Source organism: Pseudomonas sp. ML2-2023-6, assembly GCF_037055265.1.
Taxonomy (GTDB): Bacteria; Pseudomonadota; Gammaproteobacteria; order Pseudomonadales; family Pseudomonadaceae; genus Aquipseudomonas; species Aquipseudomonas kulmbachensis.
In genome coordinates, this window is sequence record NZ_CP146347.1 from 10001 (window position 1) to 31854 (window position 21854).

Below are 21854 nucleotides of genomic sequence, written 5' to 3' on the forward strand. Positions count from 1 at the left end.
GTTTGCTCCCCACGCTTTCGCACCTCAGTGTCAGTATCAGTCCAGGTAGTCGCCTTCGCCACTGGTGTTCCTTCCTATATCTACGCATTTCACCGCTACACAGGAAATTCCACTACCCTCTACCATACTCTAGCTTGCCAGTTTTGGATGCAGTTCCCAGGTTGAGCCCGGGGATTTCACATTCAACTTAACAAACCACCTACGCGCGCTTTACGCCCAGTAATTCCGATTAACGCTTGCACCCTCTGTATTACCGCGGCTGCTGGCACAGAGTTAGCCGGTGCTTATTCTGTCGGTAACGTCAAGACAATCACGTATTAGGTAACTGCCCTTCCTCCCAACTTAAAGTGCTTTACAATCCGAAGACCTTCTTCACACACGCGGCATGGCTGGATCAGGCTTTCGCCCATTGTCCAATATTCCCCACTGCTGCCTCCCGTAGGAGTCTGGACCGTGTCTCAGTTCCAGTGTGACTGATCATCCTCTCAGACCAGTTACGGATCGTAGCCTTGGTGAGCCATTACCTCACCAACTAGCTAATCCGACCTAGGCTCATCTGATAGCGCAAGGCCCGAAGGTCCCCTGCTTTCTCCCGTAGGACGTATGCGGTATTAGCGTCCGTTTCCGAACGTTATCCCCCACTATCAGGCAGATTCCTAGGTATTACTCACCCGTCCGCCGCTCTCAAGAGAAGCAAGCTTCTCTCTACCGCTCGACTTGCATGTGTTAGGCCTGCCGCCAGCGTTCAATCTGAGCCATGATCAAACTCTTCAGTTCAAACATCTTTGGGTTTTTAAGAAACCCTAAACTTGGCTCAGCAATCGTTGGTTACATCTTTGATTTCTCGCGGAGTAACTTGTGATGCTGATAATCTTGTTGACTATCAGTCTGACTCCACAAGCACCCACACGAATTGCTTGATTCAGTTGTTAAAGAGCGGTTGGTTAGCTTTCGCTGAACCGAGGCGCGCATTCTACAGCAGCCTCTGTTGCTGTCAAGCGGTTATTTTAAGATGTTTTCAAAGTTTCCTCTGTAACATCAACCACTTGCGCTTTCGATCTCTCGTTAGCGGGAGGCGAATTCTACAGCGTTACACGCTGCTGTCAACACCTCATTTCCTGCTTCGATGACTTGAAGCTAACACTGCCGAAAACCAATCCAACTCATTGAAACTCAAGGAGTTTTCCGTTTCGACTGCGCCGGAAGTGGGCGAATTATAGGCCGTTAGAATTCTGGGTCAAGCACTTGCTTCACATTTCTGTCATATAGCCTTAAAAGCGCCCTAAAAGCAGAGGCCAGCCTGACGGCTGGCCTCTCTTCTTCTATATAGCGCTACCGTTAGCTTTACAGACTCGGGAAGGCAAACTGCGATGCCTCATGACTGGCCCGCTGAGGCCAGCGCTGAGTAATCGCCTTGCGACGCGTGTAAAAGCGCACGCCGTCCGGGCCGTAAGCATGCAGGTCGCCAAACAACGAGCGCTTCCACCCGCCGAAGCTGTGGTATGCCACAGGTACTGGCAGCGGAACGTTAACCCCCACCATCCCGACTTCAATCTCATCGCAGAACAAACGAGCCGCTTCACCATCACGAGTGAAAATGCAGGTGCCATTCCCGTACTCGTGATCATTGATCAGTTGCATCGCCTCTTCCAGGCTCTTGACCCGTACGATGCACAGCACCGGACCGAAGATCTCTTCCTTATAGATACGCATCTCAGGGGTGACGCGATCAAACAGGCAGCCACCCAGGAAGAAGCCTTCTTCATGATCCTTGATGCTCAGGCCGCGACCATCTACCACCAGCTCGGCACCTGCCGCCACGCCATCATCGACATAGCCGCTGACCTTGTCACGCGCCTGGCTAGTGACCAATGGCCCCATGTCCAGACCGCACGAAGTACCCGCACCGATTTTGAGCGCCTTGATTTGCGGAACAAGTTTGGCCACCAAGGCATCTGCCACTTGATCGCCCACACACACAGCCACCGAAATGGCCATGCAGCGCTCACCGCACGAACCATACGCCGCGCCCATCAATGCGCTGACTGCGTTATCCAGGTCCGCATCCGGCATCAGTACCGCATGGTTCTTCGCCCCGCCCAGTGCCTGCACGCGCTTTCCGCGCTTGGTGCCTTCCGCGTAGATGTACTCGGCGATCGGCGTTGAACCTACAAAGCTGAGTGCTTTGACTTCTGGCGCTTCGATCAGTGCATCCACAGCAGACTTGTCGCCGTGCACCACGTTCATCACGCCTTTTGGCAACCCGGCTTCCAGCAACAATTGAGCAATCAACAGCGTCGAGCTTGGATCACGCTCCGACGGCTTAAGAATGAAACAGTTACCGCACACGATCGCCAATGGATACATCCACAGCGGAACCATGGCCGGAAAGTTGAAAGGCGTAATGCCCGCAACCACGCCCAGTGGCTGGAAGTCCGACCAGGCATCAATGTTCGGCCCTACGTTGCGGCTGTATTCGCCCTTCAAGATTTCAGGAGCTGAACAGGCGTACTCGACGTTCTCGATACCACGCTTCAATTCACCCGCTGCGTCTTCCAGGGTCTTGCCATGTTCTTCGCTGATCAACTGCGAGATCCGCGCTTCGTTCTGCTCCAGCAATTGCTTGAAACGGAACATCACCTGGGCACGCTTGGCCGGAGGCGTATTGCGCCACGCCGGAAATGCGGCCTTGGCTGCATCAATAGCTTGTTGAATGGTCTCGCGGCTGGCCAATGGAACCTGATGAATCACTTTACCGGTCGACGGGTTGTACACGTCAGCGGTACGACCGGAGTCGTTCAGCAGTTCGCCATTGATCAAGTGTTGAATGGTGCTCATGGATGCTCCAGAAAAGTTGTCCACAGGCGCGAACGCTGCGCGCCTGGGTGAATGCAATTAGTGTCGCTTCTATATAGAAGGATCAGTCGATCTGGTTCAGAGCTTCGCCGACAGCATCGAACAAACGATCAAGCTCTTGCGGCTTGCTGTTGAAGGTTGGCCCGAACTGCAAGGTGTCTCCACCAAAGCGCACGTAGAAACCGGCTTTCCACAGCTTCATCGCAGCATCGAATGGACGCACGATTGCATCGCCATCACGCGGTGCAATCTGAATCGCACCTGCCAGGCCATAGTTGCGAATATCGATGACGTTCTTCACGCCCTTCAAACCATGCAGCGAATTCTCAAAATGCGGCGCGACTTCAGCCACGCTCTGCACCAGGTTTTCCTTTTGCAGCAGATCAAGCGCAGCAAGACCGGCAGCACACGCTACTGGGTGAGCCGAGTAGGTATAGCCATGCGGGAATTCAACCGCGTACTCAGGTGTCGGTTGATTCATGAACGTGTGATAAATCTCGCTGGTCGCAATCACGGCGCCCATAGGGATCGCACCGTTAGTGACTTGCTTGGCAATACACATCAAGTCAGGTGTCACACCGAAGCTGTCAGCACCGAACATCGAACCTGTACGACCAAACCCGGTAATCACCTCATCGAACACCAACAGGATGTTGTGTTGATCGCAGATTTCACGCAGACGTTTCAGATAACCCTGCGGCGGAACCAGAACACCGGCAGAACCGGCCATCGGCTCCACAAACACCGCTGCAATGTTCGAGGCATCGTGCAGTTCGATCAGTTTGAGCAGCTCATCGGCCAGAGCAATCCCGCCCAGCTCCGGCATGCCGCGAGAAAACGCATTGCTCGCCAGCAGCGTATGCGGCAGATGATCAACGTCCATCATCGCCTGACCGAACAATTTACGGTTGCCGTTTACACCACCCAGGCTAGTGCCCGCGATGTTCACACCGTGATAACCACGAGCACGACCAATCATCTTGGTTTTGCTCGACTGGCCTTTCAGGCGCCAGTAAGCACGCACCATTTTCACTGCAGTGTCCGCACACTCCGAACCCGAGTCGGTGAAGAACACGTGATTGAGATTGCCCGGCGTCAGCTCGGTAATTTTCTCTGCCAGCTTGAAGGACAGTGGGTGGCCGTACTGGAACGCCGGAGAATAATCGAGGGTGCCCAATTGCTTGGCCACTGCTTCCTGGATTTCCGTCCGGGTATGCCCTGCACCGCAAGTCCAAAGACCAGACAGTGAATCGTAAATTTGCCGACCCTTATCGTCCGTCAGATAACTGCCTTTGGCGGCCACGATAAAGCGTGGGTCACGATGGAAGTTACGGTTGGCGGTGTAAGGCATCCAGTGAGCATCCAGCTTTAGCTGGCTGGTCACGTTCAATTCGGCATTCTCGGGCATGTTCATCAGCAAAACCTCGCAAGGCAAAAGCGGCGTGGGATGTTGAAAGCGTTGTTGCACCTAAATTGCCACGCCTATAAAGTCGATGAAATCCAACTCTTCTAACCTTTAGTTAGGCGTTCACTAAACTATGAGCAGCCGTCGTCCGGATGCACTGGCCCAGGTCAGCGACTTTGATATTCGATTACTGCGTATTTTCCGCAGTGTCGTGGAGTGCGGTGGGTTCTCGGCGGCTGAGACCGTGCTGGGCATCGGGCGCTCAGCCATCAGCCAGCAGATGAGTGATCTTGAGCAACGCCTGGGTTTGCGCCTTTGCCAACGTGGGCGGGCGGGCTTTTCGCTGACAGAAGAAGGCCGCGAGGTCTATCAGTCAGCTTTGCAGTTACTCGGCGCGCTCGAAAGTTTTCGTACAGAGGTCAACGGCCTGCACCAGCATTTACGCGGCGAACTGACCATTGGCCTGACCGACAACCTCGTCACCCTGCCCCATATGCGCATCACCCATGCCTTGGCCCAGCTCAAGGAGCGCGGCCCCGATGTGCAAATCCACATTCGCATGATCTCGCCCCACGAAGTCGAACAAGGGGTACTCGACGGGCGTCTGCATGTGGGCGTTGTGCCGCAGGCCAGCACCTTGTCCGGGCTGGAATATCAGCCGCTCTATAGCGAGCGCTCCCTGCTGTATTGCGCAGTGGGCCATCCGCTGTTTTATGTCGACGACCGGCAGTTGGAGGATGCGCGGCTCAATGATCAAGACGCCATCGCTCCCACCTTCCGCTTGCCCTCCGATATTCAGGCTCACTATCAAGCGCTCAACTGCACCGCCAGCGCTTCAGACCGCGAAGGCATGGCTTTTTTGATTTTGACCGGGCGCTATATTGGTTACTTGCCCGACCATTACGCCAGCCTGTGGGTTCAGCAGGGCAGACTACGAGCGCTGAAAGCCAAAACGCGCTTTTATGATTTGAGCCTGGCATCCGTCACGCGTAAAGGTCGTCGCCCGCATCTGGTACTGGAAAGTTTTCTTGAGAGCCTGGAAGCGACGCGCTAACGTGAAAAACTTCGCTACACCCACAGATTGCCTGGAACGCCCATGACCTTTGAAGTCCCCGCCCATGATGGCAAGCCTCCCAGTCGTATTCGCCAGAAAAACGAACAGGCCATTCTCAAGGCCGCCGAGGATGAATTTGCCCGTTATGGTTTCAAAGGCGCCAGCATGAATGCCATCGCCCTTGGCGCTGGGCTGCCCAAAGCCAATCTGCACTACTACTTCCGCAACAAGCTGGGGCTGTATATCGCTGTTCTGAGCAATATCATCGAATTATGGGACAGCACCTTTAATGCCCTGACCGCTGAAGATGACCCGGCTCAAGCACTGACTCAGTACATTCACGCCAAGATGGAGTTCTCACGCCGACAGCCCCAGGCCTCGCGTGTATTTGCGATGGAAATCATCAGCGGCGGGGCCTGTCTGACCGAGTACTTCACTCAAGACTACAGAGCCTGGTTTCAAGGTCGAGCGGCGGTGTTTCAAGCCTGGATCGACGCTGGCAAGATGGATCCGGTCGACCCGGTACACCTGATTTTCCTGCTGTGGGGCAGCACCCAGCATTACGCCGACTTTTCGACCCAGATTTGCCGCGTATCAGGCCGCACGCACCTGACCAAACAGGACATGCAAGTGGCCAGTGACAACCTGACTCGCATCATTCTCAAAGGCTGCGGCCTGACGCCCACTGCCTGAGCCTGGAACCGACATGCCTTCTACCCTCACGGGACTTTGCGAATACCGCGAAGAAATCCGTAAAAGCCGCTTTATCACCTTTGCCGCGCCTATCACCAGCGCCCAACAGGCTCTCGACTTCATCGAGCTGCACAGTGACCTGAATGCTTCGCACAATTGCTGGGCCTGGAAGCTTGGGGATCAATACCGCAGCAGCGATGACGGCGAGCCCGGCGGCACAGCAGGACGCCCGATACTCTCGGCCATTGAGGCCCAGGACTGCGATCAGGTCGCCGTGCTGGTCATCCGCTGGTATGGCGGTATCCAGCTCGGCACCGGCGGGCTGGCTCGCGCCTATGGCGGCGGCGCGAACAAATGCCTGCAAAGCGCCGAAAAACTGCCTTTGGTCAGCCGGGTAGTGCTCAACTGTTCGTGCAGTTTCAGCGAGCTGGCACTGGTAAAGCTGCGCCTGGCCGAACTGAACGGCTTGGTCATCGACGAGGCATTCACCGCCAATGGCGTTGACCTGCGACTGGCATTAGCCGAAGAACAGATTGTTCTTGCGCAACAGCAACTGGCCGACCTCAGTCGCGGCAGAATTTTGCTACACCGCCACGCCTTTAAGGCTGACGAATAAAAGTGCTATTTTCCTGCATCAATAGTTGCCCACAGGCACTGTGCACCCACCTGTGGATAACCTGAGCACATACCGCTGCAGCCCTTGTGCCGTGTGCGCTTGACACACTTGTACGCTTTTTAACCAACCCCCATCACCGTTCTATAGGACGCTACTCATGACAGCAAAACACGCACTGATCATCGGAGCTTCACGTGGCTTGGGCCTGGGTCTGGTCAAAGAGCTGATCGCCGATGGCTGGACCGTCACGGCGACAGTCCGCGATCCCAGTAAAGCGCAAGCACTGAAAGCCCTGGGGCCGGTACGCATCGAGCGACTGGACATGGACAGCAAGCAGGCCATCAAGGCATTGAGCAATACGTTGCACAGCGACGTTTTCGACCTGCTGTTTATCAATGCCGGCGTCAAAGGCCCGGATGATCAACTGTCGGGCAATGCCACGCTGGCCGAAGTGGGGCAGTTGTTTTTCACCAACAGCGTGGCTCCAATCAACCTGGCCCGCGAATTTGTCAGCAAAGTCCGAAAAGACAGTGGTGTCCTGGCATTTATGAGTTCGGTACTCGGCAGCGTCACTCACCCTGATGCCCCCGAGATGGCCCTCTACAAGGCCAGTAAGGCAGCGCTCAACTCAATGACCAACACCTTTGTGCGCTACGAATTGGGTGACAACAATCCAACCGTGCTGTCCATGCATCCGGGCTGGGTAAAAACCGATATGGGCGGCGAAGGTGCCGACATTGATGTACAAACCAGCACCCGCGGCCTGGTTGAACAGGTCAAAGTCTTTGCCGGTAAAGGCGGCCATCACTTTATCGACTACAAGGGTCAAACTATTCCCTGGTAAGCGGTCTGCGACAAATGGCGGGGGGATTTTCACTTGTGTCACCTCCCGCCTGTAGAATGTCGCCATCTGTACCCGATTTGATGAGAAGATTTTTTATGTATGACTGGCTGAACGCCCTGCCAAAAGCTGAACTGCACATGCACCTTGAAGGTTCTCTGGAGCCTGAGTTGCTGTTCTCGCTGGCCGAGCGCAACAAGATCGCGTTGCCCTGGAACGACGTTGAAACCTTGCGTAAGGCGTACGCCTTCAACAACCTGCAAGAATTCCTCGACCTCTATTACAAAGGGGCGGACGTACTGCGCACCTCTCAGGACTTCTACGACCTGACCTGGGCCTACCTGTTGCGCTGCAAGGCACAGAACGTCATTCACACCGAACCCTTCTTCGACCCGCAAACCCATACCGACCGAGGTGTTCCGTTCGAAGTCGTGCTCAACGGCATCGCCAGTGCACTCAAGGATGGCGAGCAGCAACTGGGTATCACCAGCGGTCTGATCCTGAGCTTCCTGCGCCACTTGAGTGAAGAAGAAGCGGAAAAAACCCTCGATCAGGCACTGCCATTTCGCGATGCATTTGTCGCCGTTGGTCTCGACAGCTCAGAAATGGGCCACCCGCCGAGCAAGTTCCAGCGCGTATTCGACCGGGCACGCCATGAAGGCTTCCTGACCGTTGCCCACGCAGGTGAAGAAGGCCCACCGGAATACATCTGGGAAGCCCTGGATCTGCTGAAAATCCAGCGCATCGATCACGGTGTACGCGCCATTGAAGATGAGCGCCTGATGCAGCGCATCATCGACGAGCAGATCCCGTTGACCGTGTGCCCGTTGTCCAATACCAAGCTCTGCGTGTTCGATCACATGTCGCAGCACAACATTCTCGACATGCTTGAGCGCGGCGTGAAAGTTACCGTCAACTCCGATGATCCGGCCTACTTCGGCGGCTACATGACCGAGAACTTCCATGCGCTGTACACCGATCTGGGCATGACCCAGGACCAGGCCAAACGCCTGGCGCAAAACAGCCTGGATGCGCGGTTGGTCAAGCCTTAATACCAACCGATCAGACCTGTAGCCGCTGCCGCAGGGATACTTCAAGCGTAGGAGCGAGCCTCCTCGCGAATGCTCTTCGCGAGCAGGCTCGCTCCCACAAGGGGCTTGACCTGGAACAGAGTATCTACAGGGTTCTAGATAACGCCCTACATCGCTCACTGAGCATGTCGCGCAGCAGCTTCACCGGTTTGCTCAACTGCGCACGATGACCACAGAGCAAATTGAGCGGAGCCCGTTCGCACAACAGTTCAGGCAATAGCACCTTGAGCCTGCCTGCTGTCACATCCCCCGCCACATCCAGCCACGACTTGTAGGCAATGCCCTCCCCGGCCACCGCCCACAGGCGCACCACATCGGCATCGTCACTAAAACGATTGCCACTCACCGTCAGCCCCAACTCGCGCTTGCCATCATTGAATTGCCAATGGTCGTGGACCCGCGTGCCGAGCATGTACAGCAGGCAGTTGTGTTGCAGCAGTTGCTCGAGCTGATGCGGCTCACCCTTGCGCGCCAGGTAGGCGGGAGATGCACACAGCACCCGGCGATTGTCCGGCGCCACCGGCAATGCCACCAGGCTGGAGTCCTCCGGCTCGCCATAGCGCAAGGCAATATCCACCGGCTGGCGAAACAGATCGGCAATCCGGTCACCGAGTAACAGCCGCACCGTCAGTTGCGGATGCTCACGCTGAAATTCATCCAGCCAGGGCAGCAACAAATTACGCCCGAAGTCGGACGGTGCCGACAGCTGTAACACACCGCTGACCTGATCTTGCCCACGCGCCAATAAACGCCGCCCTTCATCCAGGCTACTTAGCGCCGTACGGGCATACTCGAGAAAACCTTCGCCTTCAGCTGTCAGGCGCAAACTACGGGTAGAGCGCGCCAGCAGTCGCGCACCCAACTGTGCCTCTATCCGCTTGAGTGCCGCACTGGCCACTGCGGGTGACATGTCCATCACCCGTGCGGCGGCAGAGAGGCTGCCCAAATCGGCGGCGCGAACAAACAGTTGCAGGTCATCGAAACGCAGCATCCAGGACTCACTCGGCCATTATCAAAAAAATATTGAAAGAGACTGCTGTTTTAGCCGGTTTTATCATTCTGATAAATAGCTAATCATCATCACCAGATTCTTACCCATTTTCAGGAGATGTCCCATGAAAGCTGTCGCCTACTACCATTCGCTGCCCATTCAAGACCCGCTGGCCCTGCAAGACATCGAATTGCCTGAGCCGGTTGCCGGTCCGCGCGATTTGCTGGTCGAGGTCAAAGCCATTTCCGTTAACCCGGTGGACACCAAAGTCCGCCAGAACGTACAGCCCGAAGGCGCCTGCGCGAAAGTACTGGGGTGGGATGTCGCCGGGGTGGTCAAGGCTGTCGGCAGCGATGTCAGCCTGTTCAAAGTTGGCGACAAGGTGTTTTACGCAGGCTCCATTGCCCGTGCCGGGGCCAACAGCGAACGCCACGTAGTTGATGAGCGGATCGTCGGGCACATGCCAAAAAGCCTCGACTTCGCCCAGGCTGCAGCGTTACCGCTGACTGCCATCACCGCGTGGGAACTGTTGTTTGATCGCCTTGGCGTAACCGAGGGCAAAACCGATGAGCAGCAAAGCCTGCTGATTGTCGGCGCGGCAGGTGGCGTCGGTTCGATCCTGACGCAACTGGCCAGCCAACTGACCGCACTCAAGGTGATTGGCAGCGCATCACGTCCTGAAACCCAAACCTGGGTCCGCGAGCTGGGTGCCGATCTTGTTGTCGACCATAGCCAGCCGTTGAGCGAAGAACTCAAGCGCCACGCCATCAACGCCGTCACCCACGTCGCCAGCCTGACCCAAACCGATCAGCATCTGGATCAGTTGGTCGAAGCCCTGGCACCACAAGGCAAACTTGCGCTGATCGACGATCCCAAGGCGCTGGATATCACCAAGCTCAAGCGCAAGAGCCTGTCACTGCACTGGGAGTTCATGTACACCCGCTCGCTGTTCGAGACTGCGGACATGATCGAGCAACATCGCTTGCTCAATCGCGTCGCCGAGCTGATCGATGCTGGCACCTTGCGCACGACCGTCGGCGAGCACTTTGGCACCATCAACGCCGCCAACCTGCGCCGCGCCCATGCACTGCTGGAAAGCGGTAAGTCCAAAGGCAAAATTGTGCTCGAGGGGTTCTGAAAAAACTGTCAGGGGACTGATGCGGCCAACGTTCAACCGTCAGTCAGAGACTTGACCCCTGACATATTTACCCAAGTATTTCGGCATACACTGGCCTCCTTTGCGAACTGAAGGAGGCCCGTAATGAAAATCCTGATAAAAGCGTTAGCAAGATCCCCTGACTGCCAATGGCAAGTTCAAATCGACCAGCAAGCCGTTAACTTTCGTAGCGAATCCGAGGCCCGTGCCTTTGTGGATAAGTTGCAATCTCGCCTGCAAGCCCCGCACAGGCTGCCCGAACGTTTGGCAGGCTGAATCAGATCGACTGCTCTGCGGCGATCCGGGCGGTGTACAAACGCCGGGTCGCCATCGCGATAGCCACAGCCAAAACCCCGCATAACGTAATGACCAGCGCCATCGGCATCGCGCTGCCATCGTGCAACACACCCACCAATGAAGCTGCAGCCGCAGCCACGCTGAACTGCAAACAGCCGAGCATCGCCGAAGCACTACCGGCTCGCGCGCCCTGCCCGCTCATGGCACAGGCTGAAGCATTGGGAATGATGCAGCCCAAGCTGGCGATGCAGATAAACAGCGGAATCAACAGCGGCCACAATTGCTCCGTGTGCAGCGCACTGATCCCCAGCAACACCAGGCCCGCCGCCAGATAGACCCACACCGTACGCGCCAGCAAAAAAGCCGGACCGCGCTTGGCCAGTAAGCGGGCGTTAACCTGCGCCACCAGAATGAAGCCCGCAGCATTACTGCCAAACAGCCAGCCGTAATGCTCGGCAGGTACGCCATAGAGTTTGATAAAGACGAAAGGCGAACCGGCTATGTAGGCAAACATCCCGGCCATAGCGATCCCCCCGGTGAGCGCATGCCCCAGAAATTCACCGTCCTTGAGCAAACGACCATATTGGCGCAACGCTCCCGACAGAGGCTGACGCGGTACATTGGCCGGCAGGCTTTCCGGTAAGCCCAACGCCACGGCAAGGGCGGCCAGGGCACTGAACCCGGTCAATACGATAAAAATCGATTGCCAGCCGTGCAGGTTGACGAGCACACCACCGAGCATCGGCGCCAGGATCGGGGCCAGCCCCATCACCAGCATCAATTGCGAAAAGACCTTGGCCGAACCCACAGCATCACACTTGTCGCTGACAATTGCCCGCGACAGCACCATACCCGCGCAACCACCCAGTGCCTGAACGAATCGGGCACCGATCAGCCATTCCAGAGTTGGGGCAAACGCGCAAGCCAACGATGCCAGCGTAAACAGGCCAACCCCCACCAGCAGCGGAATGCGTCGACCGAAACGGTCAGCAATCGGGCCATAGGCCAGTTGGCCGATGGACAAGCCCAAAAAGTAGACCGCCAGCGTGAGCTGAATATGTTGCTCATCTGTTGCAAAGGCTTGCGCCATCGCCGGAAAGCCAGGCAGATAAAAGTCGATCGCCAGGGGACCGAAAGCGCTCAAGGCGCCAAGAATCAGAATCGTTCTAAGGTTCATCAGGTATCCAGATCGTGCTGCAATTAGTGCAGCCCGATAGTCTAGCCGCGGATACTGAACTTGAACATAAAGATAGCTAGCTAATAAATATTTAGTGCTTGATACAAATCCCTGTAGCAGCTGCCGAAGGAACGAGGCTGCGTTCGAGTGCGAAGCGCTCGTAAACCTGAACCCGCCGTTTAACTGAATAGAAGGCGAACGCAAGTTTTACGACGGCTTCGTCGCCGAACGCAGCCTCGTTCCTTCGGCAGCTGCTACGCAACATCAGTGCGCTGTACGCGCTTCAAACCCGGCATTGGTGATCACGTCGATAATCTGCAAAGGCGACACCTTGCTGTCCACCTTGACGGTTTTGCTCGCCAGGTCCACGTCGACTTTCGCGTCTTTATCCACAGCCTGCACCGCACGGGTCACCGCAGCCACACAGCCACCACAGGTCATACCGTCTACTTTGAACGTTTGCATGATCAAGCCTCCTATCTGAGTGATGACTAAAGCTTCGACCTTGCCACTGTGGCAAGGTCAAGCCCGTTGTTTTACTCGCTTACTGGCAATCCATCCCCTGCTCGGCCAAGCTGCAGGCCTTGCGATTGAAAACAGGATACCTAGCCATGCGCTGGACCGCTTTGAGCCTAGTCAGCCTTTTGGCTCTTGCCAATTTGCCGCTGTGGGCAAATGCCGATCAGGACTACGGCGTGCTGATCATTTCTCGCGAGCGCCTTGAAGTGCCGACCAACTGCGAGGTCGGCGTGTATATCGACGATCAACTGGCCGGGCGATTGTTTCAGGAGCAGGCGCTGTCCTTTAACTTGCCGGCGGCCAGCGTCGATATCCGCCTCAAGCTGCTGCCCGGGCAAGCTCCCGGTTGCTTGCCAGGCATGCTGGTCCCACCCGCACAGCAATTCACCCTCAAGACCGGTGACGTACGTAAATACCGCATCGCCCTGGGTAAACAAGGCATGTACCTCAAGCCTGCCAAACTGGAATATTGAGCGGGCGATAACGAACAGCAAGAAGCCTTGACCTTCCCATGGGGTCAAGGTCGATTCTATGGATAGATAACTTCTTGAGGAGGACTGCTCGTGCCCACCCAATTCGATCTGCCGATTGATGGAATGACCTGTGCCAGTTGCGCAGGGCGTGTAGAAAAAGCCCTGACCAAAGTCCCTGGCGTGCGCTCAGTGAGCGTCAATCTGGCCACTGAACAGGCACGTATCGAAGCGCCTGTGGACAGTTTGCCGGCATTGGTCGAAGCCGTGCATCAGGCAGGTTACAGCGTGCCCGCCCATAGCCTGGAACTGGACATCAGCGGCATGACCTGCGCCTCGTGTGCGGGGCGGGTCGAAAAGGCCCTGGCCAAGGTGCAGGGGGTCAAAAGCGTCAGCGTTAACCTCGCCACAGAACGTGCCCATGTCGAGCTACTCGGCCAGGTCGATACAAGTTTGCTGATAAACGCTGTCAGCCAGGCCGGTTATGGCGCCAGCGTGCACCAAACCGAAAAAGCCACTGAAGACGATCAGCAAAAACGCCTGCACCGCGAACGCTGGGCGCTGACCTTGGCCATTGTGCTGGCATTGCCGCTGGTACTGCCGATGCTGCTCGCGCCTTTTGGCGTGCATTGGATGCTGCCTGCCTGGGCCCAGTTTCTGCTCGCTACCCCGGTGCAATTCATTCTCGGTGCGCGCTTTTATGTCGCCGCCTGGAAAGCCGTCAAAGCCGGTGCGGGCAATATGGACCTGCTGGTTGCTCTGGGCACCAGCGCCGGCTATGGCCTGAGCCTTTATGAGTGGGCCATCGCCGAGCCCGGCAGCATGCCGCATCTGTATTTCGAAGCCTCGGCGGTGGTGATCGCTCTGGTGCTGCTGGGCAAATACCTTGAAAGCCGCGCCAAACGCCAGACTGCCAGCGCCATCCGCGCCCTGGAAGCCCTGCGCCCGGAACGGGCCTTGCGCGTGATCGACGGACAGGAACAAGACGTTGCCATCAGCGACCTGCGCCTCAATGATCTGGTATTGGTCAAACCCGGCGAACGCTTCCCGGTGGATGGCGAAGTGGTTGAAGGCCAGAGCCATGCCGACGAAGCCCTGATCAGCGGCGAAAGCCTGCCGGTGCCGAAACAGCCTGGGGATAAAGTCACCGGCGGCGCCATCAATGGCGAAGGCCGATTGATCATCAAGACCCTGGCTCTGGGCACTGAAACCGTACTGGCGCGAATCATCCGCTTGGTCGAAGACGCGCAGTCAGCCAAGGCGCCGATCCAGAAACTGGTGGATAAAGTCAGCCAGGTATTCGTCCCCGTGGTACTGCTGATCGCCCTCGCCACGCTGCTCGGCTGGTGGCTTTATGGTGCCCCCATCGAAACCGCGCTGATCAACGCCGTGGCGGTATTGGTTATCGCCTGCCCTTGCGCTCTAGGCCTGGCGACCCCTACCGCAATCATGGCCGGCACCGGTGTCGCCGCTCGCCACGGGATTTTAATCAAGGACGCTGAAGCCCTCGAGCGCGCCCACGAAGTCAGTGCCGTGGTTTTCGACAAGACCGGCACCCTGACCTCCGGCACCCCGCAAATTGCCCACTTCAGCGCACTCGACGGTAATGAGGCGCACTTGCTGCAAGCCGCGGGAGCCCTGCAACGCGGTAGCGAACACCCGCTGGCCAAAGCCGTTCTGGATGTCTGCGCCGCACGCAGTCTGAATGTACCGGATGTGATCGACAGCCAATCGCTGACCGGACGCGGCATTGCCGGCACTCTGGAGGGCCGCCGCCTGGCACTGGGAAACCGCCGTCTGCTGGAAGAAACCGGCCTCAACCCGGGGTCGCTGGCCGAATCTGCCCAGGCCTGGGAAACCGAAGGTCGTACCCTGTCGTGGCTGATCGAGCAAAGCCCGCAACCGCAAGTGCTGGGCCTGTTCGCCTTTGGTGACACGCTGAAACCGGGCGCCCTGTCGGCCATCGAGCAGCTCAATGCACGCCACATCAGCAGCCACCTGCTGACCGGCGACAACCGTGGCAGCGCCAAGGTGGTTGCCGAGGCGCTGGGGATTACCGATGTCCACGCCGAAGTGTTGCCCGCCGACAAGGCCGCAACCGTGGCTGAGCTGAAGAAAACCGGTGTAGTGGCGATGGTCGGCGACGGCATCAACGATGCCCCGGCACTGGCAGCGGCCGATATTGGCATCGCGATGGGCGGCGGCACCGATGTGGCAATGCATGCGGCGGGCATCACCCTGATGCGCGGCGACCCGCGACTGGTGCCTGCGGCATTGGAAATCAGCCGCAAGACCTACGCCAAAATCCGGCAAAACCTGTTTTGGGCGTTTATCTACAACGTAATCGGCATTCCACTGGCCGCCTTCGGCTTTTTGAATCCGGTGCTGGCGGGCGCGGCAATGGCCTTTTCCAGCGTCAGCGTGGTCAGCAACGCGTTGTTGCTCAAATTCTGGAAACCCAAGGATCTTGAATAAGGAGGCAACTGTCATGAATATCGGCCAGGCCGCCAAACACAGCGGCTTGAGCGCCAAGATGATTCGTTATTACGAGTCCATCGGCCTGCTCAAACCCGCCAGTCGCAGTGACAGCGGCTACCGCCTTTACAGCAACGACGACCTGCACACCCTGGCGTTTATCAAACGCTCGCGTGACCTTGGGTTTTCGCTGGAAGAAGTCGGCAAGCTGCTGACCCTCTGGCAAGACCGCCAGCGCGCCAGCAGCGATGTGAAGGCACTGGCGCGCCAGCATATTGATGCGTTGAATCAAAAGATTACCGAACTGACCAGCCTGCGCGACACGCTGCAGGATCTGGTCGAGAACTGCCAGGGCGATCATCGCCCTGACTGCCCGATTCTCAAAGATCTGGAGAGCGCCTGCTGCCTCAACAGAGCGAAAGCCCTGTAGCAGCTGCCGAAGGAACGAGGCTGCGTTCGATTGCGAAGCAATCGTAAAACCTGAGCCCACAGTTTAACTGGTAGACCGCGACCTCAGGTTTTACGACGGCTTCGCCGCCGAACGCAGCCTTCGTTCCTCGGCAGCTGCTACGGGAGTCCGTAACGCCTCTACAGGAGCACTTTAGCGAGCATCAACAGGCCGATCGCGGCGCACAGTGCCGCGAAGCCTTGCTGTAGCCATTGGGCCGAAACCTTGGGGGCAATCACTCGGCCGGCAATCATCCCGGCCAGGGTTGCCGCGATAAACACCACGCCTTCACTCGACAGGCTTACGCCCTGGCTCATCAGGTTGCCCAATGTGCCCAGCGATACCAACGCCACCACCATCAGCGAGGTGGACACCACGGCGTGGATGCGCACATCACTGAATTTGCGAAACGCAGGCACGATCAAAAATCCGCCACCCACACTCAATAAGCCCGTCAGCAGACCCGAGGTGGCGCCAATCGACACCAGCGTCATGCTGCAGCGAGCATTCCAGGTCAGCCGCCCGGTAGCCGGGTTGAGCATGCAGTTTTTTTCTATTGCCCCCATGCTGCCGTCATCACGCGCATCGGCTCTGGCCTGCAAAAACATACGCACCGAGACGAACATCATCACCGCGCTAAACATCAAAACCAGCACCCTGGCGGGCATCATTCTGGCGAGGTGAAGCCCGATCGGCGAGGTCGTCGAGCCCACAATCGCCATCAATGCGGCGGCCTTGTAACGCACCAACCCTTTACGCAGACCATCCAGGGCGCCCAATGCCGCAGCCGTACCGACCGCCAGCAATGCCACCGGTGTGGCTTGCGCCAGGGTCCAACCCAGCCCCAGGGTCAGTGCCGGGATAGCCAAAATGCCGCCACCGGCCCCCGTCAAACCGAGTACCACACCCACCAACATACCCAACAGAATAATCAACATGGTCAGGCTCAGTCCGGCTTGCAGTCAGTGAACCATTCGCGCCCTTTGAGCATGCCGTGCCAGTAGAACCACGGCAGCAAGGTTGCCTTGAGCAGCCAGGCCGATTTGCGCGGCACCGTCGGGTCAAGGGCGAAGGTGGGCAGCAGTTTCCCGCCATAGCCAAATTCGGCCAGGATCACTTTGCCGTTTTCCACGGTCAACGGGCAGGAGCCGTAGCCGTCGTAGCGCTTGGGCAAGACCGCCCCCTTGCGCAGTGCCAGGAGGTTGTCGGCCACCACGACCGCTTGCTTGCGGGTCGCCGCTGCGGTCTTGGCATTGGGCGTGTTACAAACATCACCCAAGGCGAAAATTTCAGGGTAGCGCGGGTGTTGCAGGGTTGCCGGGTCGGTTTCGAACCAGCCCGCCTTGTCAGCCAACTCACTGCGGCGGATCACGTCGGGGGCCTGCTGCGGTGGCACCACATGCAACATGTCGAAGGTTTTTTCGACGCGGGTTACGCTACCGTCTGCGGCAATCACATCAAACCAGGCAGTCTTGCCCGGCCCGTCGACCTTGACCAGATTGGACTGAAAAGCCAGTTGGGCGTTATAGGCCTCAACGTACTTCATCAACGGCGGGACAAAAGCCGGGACGCCAAACAGCACCGCCCCGGCCAAATTGAATTCCACTGCAATCGAATCCAGAACACCACGCTTGCGCCAATGATCGCAGGACAGGTACATGGCCTTTTGCGGGGCGCCTGCACACTTGATTGGCATACCCGGCTGAGTAAACAGCGCTTTGCCATCACGCAAGCTGCGCACCAGCTCCCAAGTGTAGGGCGCCAGATCGTGGCGATAGTTGGATGTGACGCCGTTTTTGCCCAGAGTCTCTTCCAGACCTTCGATATTTTCCCAGGCCAGTTGCAGCCCTGGGCAAACGATCAATTGCTGATAACCCAGCTCAGTACCATCGCTGAGCAGCACAACCTTGCGCTGCGGGGCGAACGCACACAGCGACGCCTTGATCCAGGCAACGCCTTTGGGCATCACCGCAGCAGTAGGCCGAACCGTATTTTTGACATCGTAGGCACCGCCCCCTACCAGCGTCCAGGCGGGCTGGTAATAGTGTTCGGTACTGGGTTCGATCACGGCGATACGCAACGCCGCGTTGCGCTTCAACAAGCTCGCCGACACCGAGATACCGGCTGAACCACCGCCCACCACGACCACATCGTACTGCCTGGCCTCACGCGTGCCTTGGGTGGCCGCCTCAAAGAGTTTTGAAGAACGATTGCCCGTGCGGCAGTACGCCAGAACAGGTTTGGGCAGCTCGCTGAGCAAATGACGCAACTGCTGCGCCTGCTCGGGTGTCGCGCCAGTGGTCGGCACCGGCAGGTAGGCAAAGCTCAGTCCCAGGGCCTGGGCTGCCTGTTGCATGGATGCGTGCTCCGGTTGCTCTGGTCCGCCTTCATGGTCCGGGCGGTTGCAGATCACACTGGCAAAACCCTGCGCAGCCAAAAATTGGAGATCAGACTGCTCGATCTGACCGGTCACAGAAAATGACGCGTCGATTCGCTTGATGCTTTGCTCCATTGAGCACTCCAGGCACAACAAAAATGAATGGATTGAGAGCGCGTTACTTTTTGAGTGCCTGCCCGCAATACAGACCCGACAGGGTTTGCATCACAGAAACCACTTCAAAGCTGGCGAGTGAATAGAAAATATATTTCCCCATCCTTCGAGTGTTGACCATGCCTTCATCGCGCAACACGCCCAGCTGTTGCGAGAGGGTGGGCTGACGGATGCCCGTCAACGCTTCAAGTTCGCCAACATTGCGCTCACCCTGGGTCAGTTGGCAGAGCAGCAGCAGTCGATCTTCATTGGCCAAGGCCTTGAGAAGCGTGCAGGCTTTGGAGGCAGAATCGCGCAGAAGTCCGATTTCTTCGCTAGTTAGCTGAGCAGTCATGAAAAGCTCCGGGGCGTGATGGTCGACAGTCTACGACCCGATAATATATGTTTCAATATATTGAATATTTTTTGACTTGCACGAGGACTCTCATGCTCCCCGAAATTCAAGGTTTCTTCGACCCAGTGACGTCAACCGTGAGCTACGTGGTCTATGAAGCCTGCGCCAGCGAGTGCGCGATCATCGATCCGGTGCTCGACTACGATGCCGCCGCCGGTCGCATCAGTACCGCCAGCGCCGACAATATCGCCGCGTTCGTGCAGGCACAGGGGCTGAAGGTGCAATGGCTACTGGAAACCCACGCCCACGCCGACCACTTGTCTGCCAGCGCCTATCTGAAACGTAAACTGGGCGGCCAGATCGGCATCGGCGCTGCTATCACCCAGGTTCAAGGGGTATTTCGCGATATTTACAACCTTGAGCCCGAGTTCAAACTGGACGGCTCGCAGTTCGATCGGCTGTTCGAACCGGACGAGTTATTCCACATCGGGCGACTACAGGTACAGGCACTGCATGTGCCGGGGCACACCCCGGCCGATATGGCTTATCAGGTTGAGAACGACAGCCTGTTCGTCGGCGATACCCTGTTTATGCCTGACGTGGGCACGGCCCGCTGCGACTTTCCGGGGGGCGATGCACGCCAGTTGTATCAATCGATCAAGCGCCTGCTGGCCTTACCCGCACAGACCCGACTGTTCATGTGCCATGACTACCCGCCAGCCGGGCGCGCAGCTACCTGGTCAACGACGGTAGGCGAACAACGCGCCAGAAATATCCATGTGAACGACAGCATCGATCTGACGGGTTTTGTCGACATGCGCACGGCACGCGACGCCACTCTTGGGGTTCCTGCACTGCTGATCCCGGCCATTCAGATCAACATTCGCGCTGGCAACCTGCCACCCGCAGATGAAAGTGGCTTGTGCAGCCTGAAAATCCCACTGAACCGGTTTTGAAATCCCCTCTTTGTGGGAGCGAGCAGGCTCGCTCCCACAAGGCACACGATTCGAGCACATAAAAAATCCGGCCTGAGCCGGATTTTTTATTTAGCCAATTACTGCATCCACGGTGGCGGCGGCTCTTCAGCCTTGCTCGGTGGAGCATCATCCGCAGCACGTACTGCCTGACGGAAGGCTTCGTCCAGGCGTGCAGCTTCGATCTCGCGCATTACACCGCCGACATCAGCCAGTTCGTCCGGCTCGTCAAACTCGCCCGTCAACACGCTGCCAGGGTGCAAGGTGGCTGCTTCATAAAGCGCCCACATTTCCTTGGCGTACTTGGTGCCCTTCAGCTCCGGTGCAAAACGCCCGAAGTAAGAAGCCATGTTGCCGACGTCACGCTCCAGCATGGTGAATGCATGGTTGTTGCCCGCGGCATCGACTGCCTGCGGCAAGTCGATAATCACCGGGCCGGTCGGCGTCAACAGTACGTTGAACTCGGACAAGTCGCCGTGAACCAGACCGGTACACAGCATCAGCACGATCTGCTGAATCAGGAAGGCGTGGTATTCGCGCGCCTGATCCGGTTCCAGCACCACGTCATTCAATCGCGGAGCGGCATCACCGTACTCATCCGCCACCAGCTCCATCAACAGCACGCCTTCCAGGAAGTCGAACGGTTTTGGAACCCGGACACCAGCGCCAGCCAAACGAAACAGCGCAGCCACTTCGGCGTTCTGCCAAGCGTCTTCGGTTTCTTTGCGACCGAACTTCGAGCCCTTGGCCATCGCGCGAGCCTGACGGCTGTTGCGAACCTTGCGGCCCTCCTGATATTCGGCAGCCTGGCGAAAACTTCGTTTGTTAGCCTCCTTGTAAACCTTGGCGCATCGCAGCTCATTGCCGCAGCGGACTACGTACACAGCTGCTTCTTTACCACTCATGAGTGGGCGCAGCACCTCGTCGATCAGACCGTCTTCGATCAGGGGTTCTAAGCGTTTTGGAGTCTTCATCAGCTTTTATTGTGGGTCCTTTATTACCAAACACGCGAATGTCACTCGTTATACGGCAATCCACTCACCACGGGGAGAGGGCAAACGATTTGAATGATAGACGAGCAACCCGTTTTGAGCACCGACTCAGCCCTGACGAAATAACTCGCCAGGGGTAAACCCGAACATTTTCTTAAACGCGGCAATAAAGGCCGAGGTCGAATCATAACCGCAGGACAACGCCGCGCTGGTTACGCTGGCGCCCTCCTCCAGCCCTTTTAACGAGGAGAGCAAACGCATGCGCTGACGCCAGCTGCGAAAGCTCAAACCGGTTTCTCGGGCAAATAAACGCATCAGGGTTTTTTCCGACGTTCCCAAGCGCTCAGCCCACAGGCTTAAGGTCACTACCGTATCCGGACTTTCGATCAACTCATTGCATAACGCCAGCAGCCGCGCATGACGCGGCAACGGTAACGAGAACCCAACCTCGGGCAAGCTCGCAAGCTGATCGAGCAACACCTGCACCAGACGCTGTTCGGGGGTTGCGCCTTCGGGGTAGGCCACCGGCAATTCACAAAATCGCTTGATCAACTCCCGGGCCAGCGGCGTGACCTCCAACACCCGGCAATGCTGCGGCGCCCACCGACAGTCTTCACGGCGCACATACAGACTGCGCATTTCAGCACGCATCGAGGTAATGACTTCGTGCTCCAGCCCGGCCGGAATCCAGATTCCCCACTGCGGCGGCGCAAAAAAACTGCCCTCGTCGGTATGCACCCCCAGAACACCGCTGATAGCGTACGAAAATTGCACCCAGTCATGGCGATGACGGGGCGTCCACGACCCCGCCCCCAGACTCTCAGCCCGGGCATAGAGCGGCCGCGGCAACTCATCGAGCACTGGAATGGCACGCTGGGGCCCACGTTGTCCGTTTGGCGGCATTGATTGGCCTT

General features: G+C 57.5%; 21 protein-coding genes and 1 rRNA gene (1 of these 22 cut by a window edge). 11 read left to right on the plus strand and 11 right to left on the minus strand.

The window, feature by feature from the left end; translation table 11 throughout:
* The 3 genes from V6L79_RS00040 to V6L79_RS00050 form a co-directional block, all read right to left on the minus strand.
* Positions 1–777 (minus strand): 16S ribosomal RNA (locus V6L79_RS00040) (it extends 760 nt beyond the left edge of the window).
* Between the two features lie 567 nt (positions 778–1344).
* The gene (locus V6L79_RS00045; protein ID WP_261739846.1) at positions 1345–2838 is read right to left on the minus strand and encodes a CoA-acylating methylmalonate-semialdehyde dehydrogenase; all 1494 of its coding nucleotides are present in this window, start codon (positions 2836–2838) and stop codon (positions 1345–1347) included.
* 82 nt (positions 2839–2920) lie between these two features.
* Positions 2921–4270, minus strand: a complete 1350-nt coding sequence (locus V6L79_RS00050; protein ID WP_261739847.1) for an aspartate aminotransferase family protein — start codon at positions 4268–4270, stop codon at positions 2921–2923.
* Positions 4271–4394: 124 nt separating this feature from the next.
* On the opposite strand from V6L79_RS00050, the gene V6L79_RS00055 reads away from it, so the two are divergent.
* The 5 genes from V6L79_RS00055 to V6L79_RS00075 all read left to right on the plus strand — a co-directional run bounded on the left by V6L79_RS00055 (position 4395) and on the right by V6L79_RS00075 (position 8517).
* On the plus strand, positions 4395–5315 hold the full coding sequence (locus V6L79_RS00055; RefSeq protein ID WP_019825763.1) for a LysR family transcriptional regulator: 921 nt from the start codon (positions 4395–4397) through the stop codon (positions 5313–5315).
* A gap of 42 nt (positions 5316–5357) precedes the next feature.
* Positions 5358–6008, plus strand: a complete 651-nt coding sequence (locus V6L79_RS00060) for a TetR/AcrR family transcriptional regulator (protein ID WP_261739848.1) — start codon at positions 5358–5360, stop codon at positions 6006–6008.
* A gap of 13 nt (positions 6009–6021) precedes the next feature.
* Positions 6022–6624 carry a YigZ family protein gene (locus V6L79_RS00065; RefSeq protein ID WP_338579644.1) on the plus strand — a complete coding sequence of 201 codons (603 nt, stop codon included), beginning with the start codon at positions 6022–6024 and terminating at the stop codon, positions 6622–6624.
* Between the two features lie 157 nt (positions 6625–6781).
* Positions 6782–7468, plus strand: a complete 687-nt coding sequence (locus V6L79_RS00070; protein WP_321834700.1) for an SDR family oxidoreductase — start codon at positions 6782–6784, stop codon at positions 7466–7468.
* Between the two features lie 95 nt (positions 7469–7563).
* Positions 7564–8517 (plus strand): adenosine deaminase, encoded by a 954-nt coding sequence (locus V6L79_RS00075; protein WP_261739851.1) that lies wholly within the window; start codon positions 7564–7566, stop codon positions 8515–8517.
* Positions 8518–8641: 124 nt separating this feature from the next.
* Here V6L79_RS00075 and V6L79_RS00080 read toward each other — a convergent pair whose 3' ends face one another.
* Entirely contained in the window at positions 8642–9547 is a 906-nt protein-coding gene (locus V6L79_RS00080) for a LysR family transcriptional regulator (protein WP_261739852.1), read from the minus strand.
* A gap of 124 nt (positions 9548–9671) precedes the next feature.
* On the opposite strand from V6L79_RS00080, the gene V6L79_RS00085 reads away from it, so the two are divergent.
* Entirely contained in the window at positions 9672–10685 is a 1014-nt protein-coding gene (locus V6L79_RS00085) for a zinc-binding alcohol dehydrogenase family protein (protein WP_321837201.1), read from the plus strand.
* Between the two features lie 123 nt (positions 10686–10808).
* Positions 10809–10979 carry a hypothetical protein gene (locus V6L79_RS00090; RefSeq protein ID WP_261739854.1) on the plus strand — a complete coding sequence of 57 codons (171 nt, stop codon included), beginning with the start codon at positions 10809–10811 and terminating at the stop codon, positions 10977–10979.
* Between the two features lies 1 nt (position 10980).
* On the opposite strand, the gene V6L79_RS00095 is transcribed toward V6L79_RS00090, so the two are convergent.
* Positions 10981–12177: a multidrug effflux MFS transporter gene (locus V6L79_RS00095; protein ID WP_321834703.1), complete on the minus strand. Its 1197-nt coding sequence runs from the start codon at positions 12175–12177 to the stop codon at positions 10981–10983.
* Between the two features lie 264 nt (positions 12178–12441).
* Positions 12442–12642, minus strand: a complete 201-nt coding sequence (locus tag V6L79_RS00100; protein WP_261739856.1) for a heavy-metal-associated domain-containing protein — start codon at positions 12640–12642, stop codon at positions 12442–12444.
* A gap of 146 nt (positions 12643–12788) precedes the next feature.
* On the opposite strand from V6L79_RS00100, the gene V6L79_RS00105 reads away from it, so the two are divergent.
* The 3 genes from V6L79_RS00105 (at position 12789) to cueR (ending at position 16071) form a co-directional block, all read left to right on the plus strand.
* Positions 12789–13169: a hypothetical protein gene (locus V6L79_RS00105; RefSeq protein WP_338579645.1), complete on the plus strand. Its 381-nt coding sequence runs from the start codon at positions 12789–12791 to the stop codon at positions 13167–13169.
* 84 nt (positions 13170–13253) lie between these two features.
* Positions 13254–15641 carry a heavy metal translocating P-type ATPase gene (locus V6L79_RS00110; RefSeq protein ID WP_338580290.1) on the plus strand — a complete coding sequence of 796 codons (2388 nt, stop codon included), beginning with the start codon at positions 13254–13256 and terminating at the stop codon, positions 15639–15641.
* 13 nt (positions 15642–15654) lie between these two features.
* Positions 15655–16071: a Cu(I)-responsive transcriptional regulator gene (gene cueR / locus V6L79_RS00115; protein WP_261739858.1), complete on the plus strand. Its 417-nt coding sequence runs from the start codon at positions 15655–15657 to the stop codon at positions 16069–16071.
* Positions 16072–16229: 158 nt separating this feature from the next.
* Here the strand turns inward: cueR and V6L79_RS00120 are convergent, their stop codons facing one another.
* Genes V6L79_RS00120 through V6L79_RS00130 form a run of 3 tightly spaced genes read right to left on the minus strand, consistent with a single transcriptional unit; the run spans position 16230 to position 18974 of the window.
* Positions 16230–17027 (minus strand): sulfite exporter TauE/SafE family protein, encoded by a 798-nt coding sequence (locus tag V6L79_RS00120; RefSeq protein ID WP_338579646.1) that lies wholly within the window; start codon positions 17025–17027, stop codon positions 16230–16232.
* A gap of 8 nt (positions 17028–17035) precedes the next feature.
* On the minus strand, positions 17036–18601 hold the full coding sequence (locus V6L79_RS00125; protein WP_338579647.1) for a TIGR01244 family sulfur transferase: 1566 nt from the start codon (positions 18599–18601) through the stop codon (positions 17036–17038).
* A 43-nt stretch (positions 18602–18644) separates the two neighbouring features.
* Entirely contained in the window at positions 18645–18974 is a 330-nt protein-coding gene (locus tag V6L79_RS00130; RefSeq protein WP_133079610.1) for a metalloregulator ArsR/SmtB family transcription factor, read from the minus strand.
* Between the two features lie 92 nt (positions 18975–19066).
* Between V6L79_RS00130 and V6L79_RS00135 the strand changes: the two genes are divergently transcribed.
* Positions 19067–19930 carry an MBL fold metallo-hydrolase gene (locus V6L79_RS00135; protein WP_261739861.1) on the plus strand — a complete coding sequence of 288 codons (864 nt, stop codon included), beginning with the start codon at positions 19067–19069 and terminating at the stop codon, positions 19928–19930.
* Between the two features lie 98 nt (positions 19931–20028).
* On the opposite strand, the gene V6L79_RS00140 is transcribed toward V6L79_RS00135, so the two are convergent.
* Both V6L79_RS00140 and V6L79_RS00145 read right to left on the minus strand, forming a co-directional pair.
* Positions 20029–20922: a PA4780 family RIO1-like protein kinase gene (locus V6L79_RS00140; protein ID WP_261739862.1), complete on the minus strand. Its 894-nt coding sequence runs from the start codon at positions 20920–20922 to the stop codon at positions 20029–20031.
* Between the two features lie 126 nt (positions 20923–21048).
* Positions 21049–21843, minus strand: a complete 795-nt coding sequence (locus V6L79_RS00145; protein WP_321834712.1) for a helix-turn-helix transcriptional regulator — start codon at positions 21841–21843, stop codon at positions 21049–21051.
* Between the last annotated feature and the right edge of the window lie 11 nt (positions 21844–21854).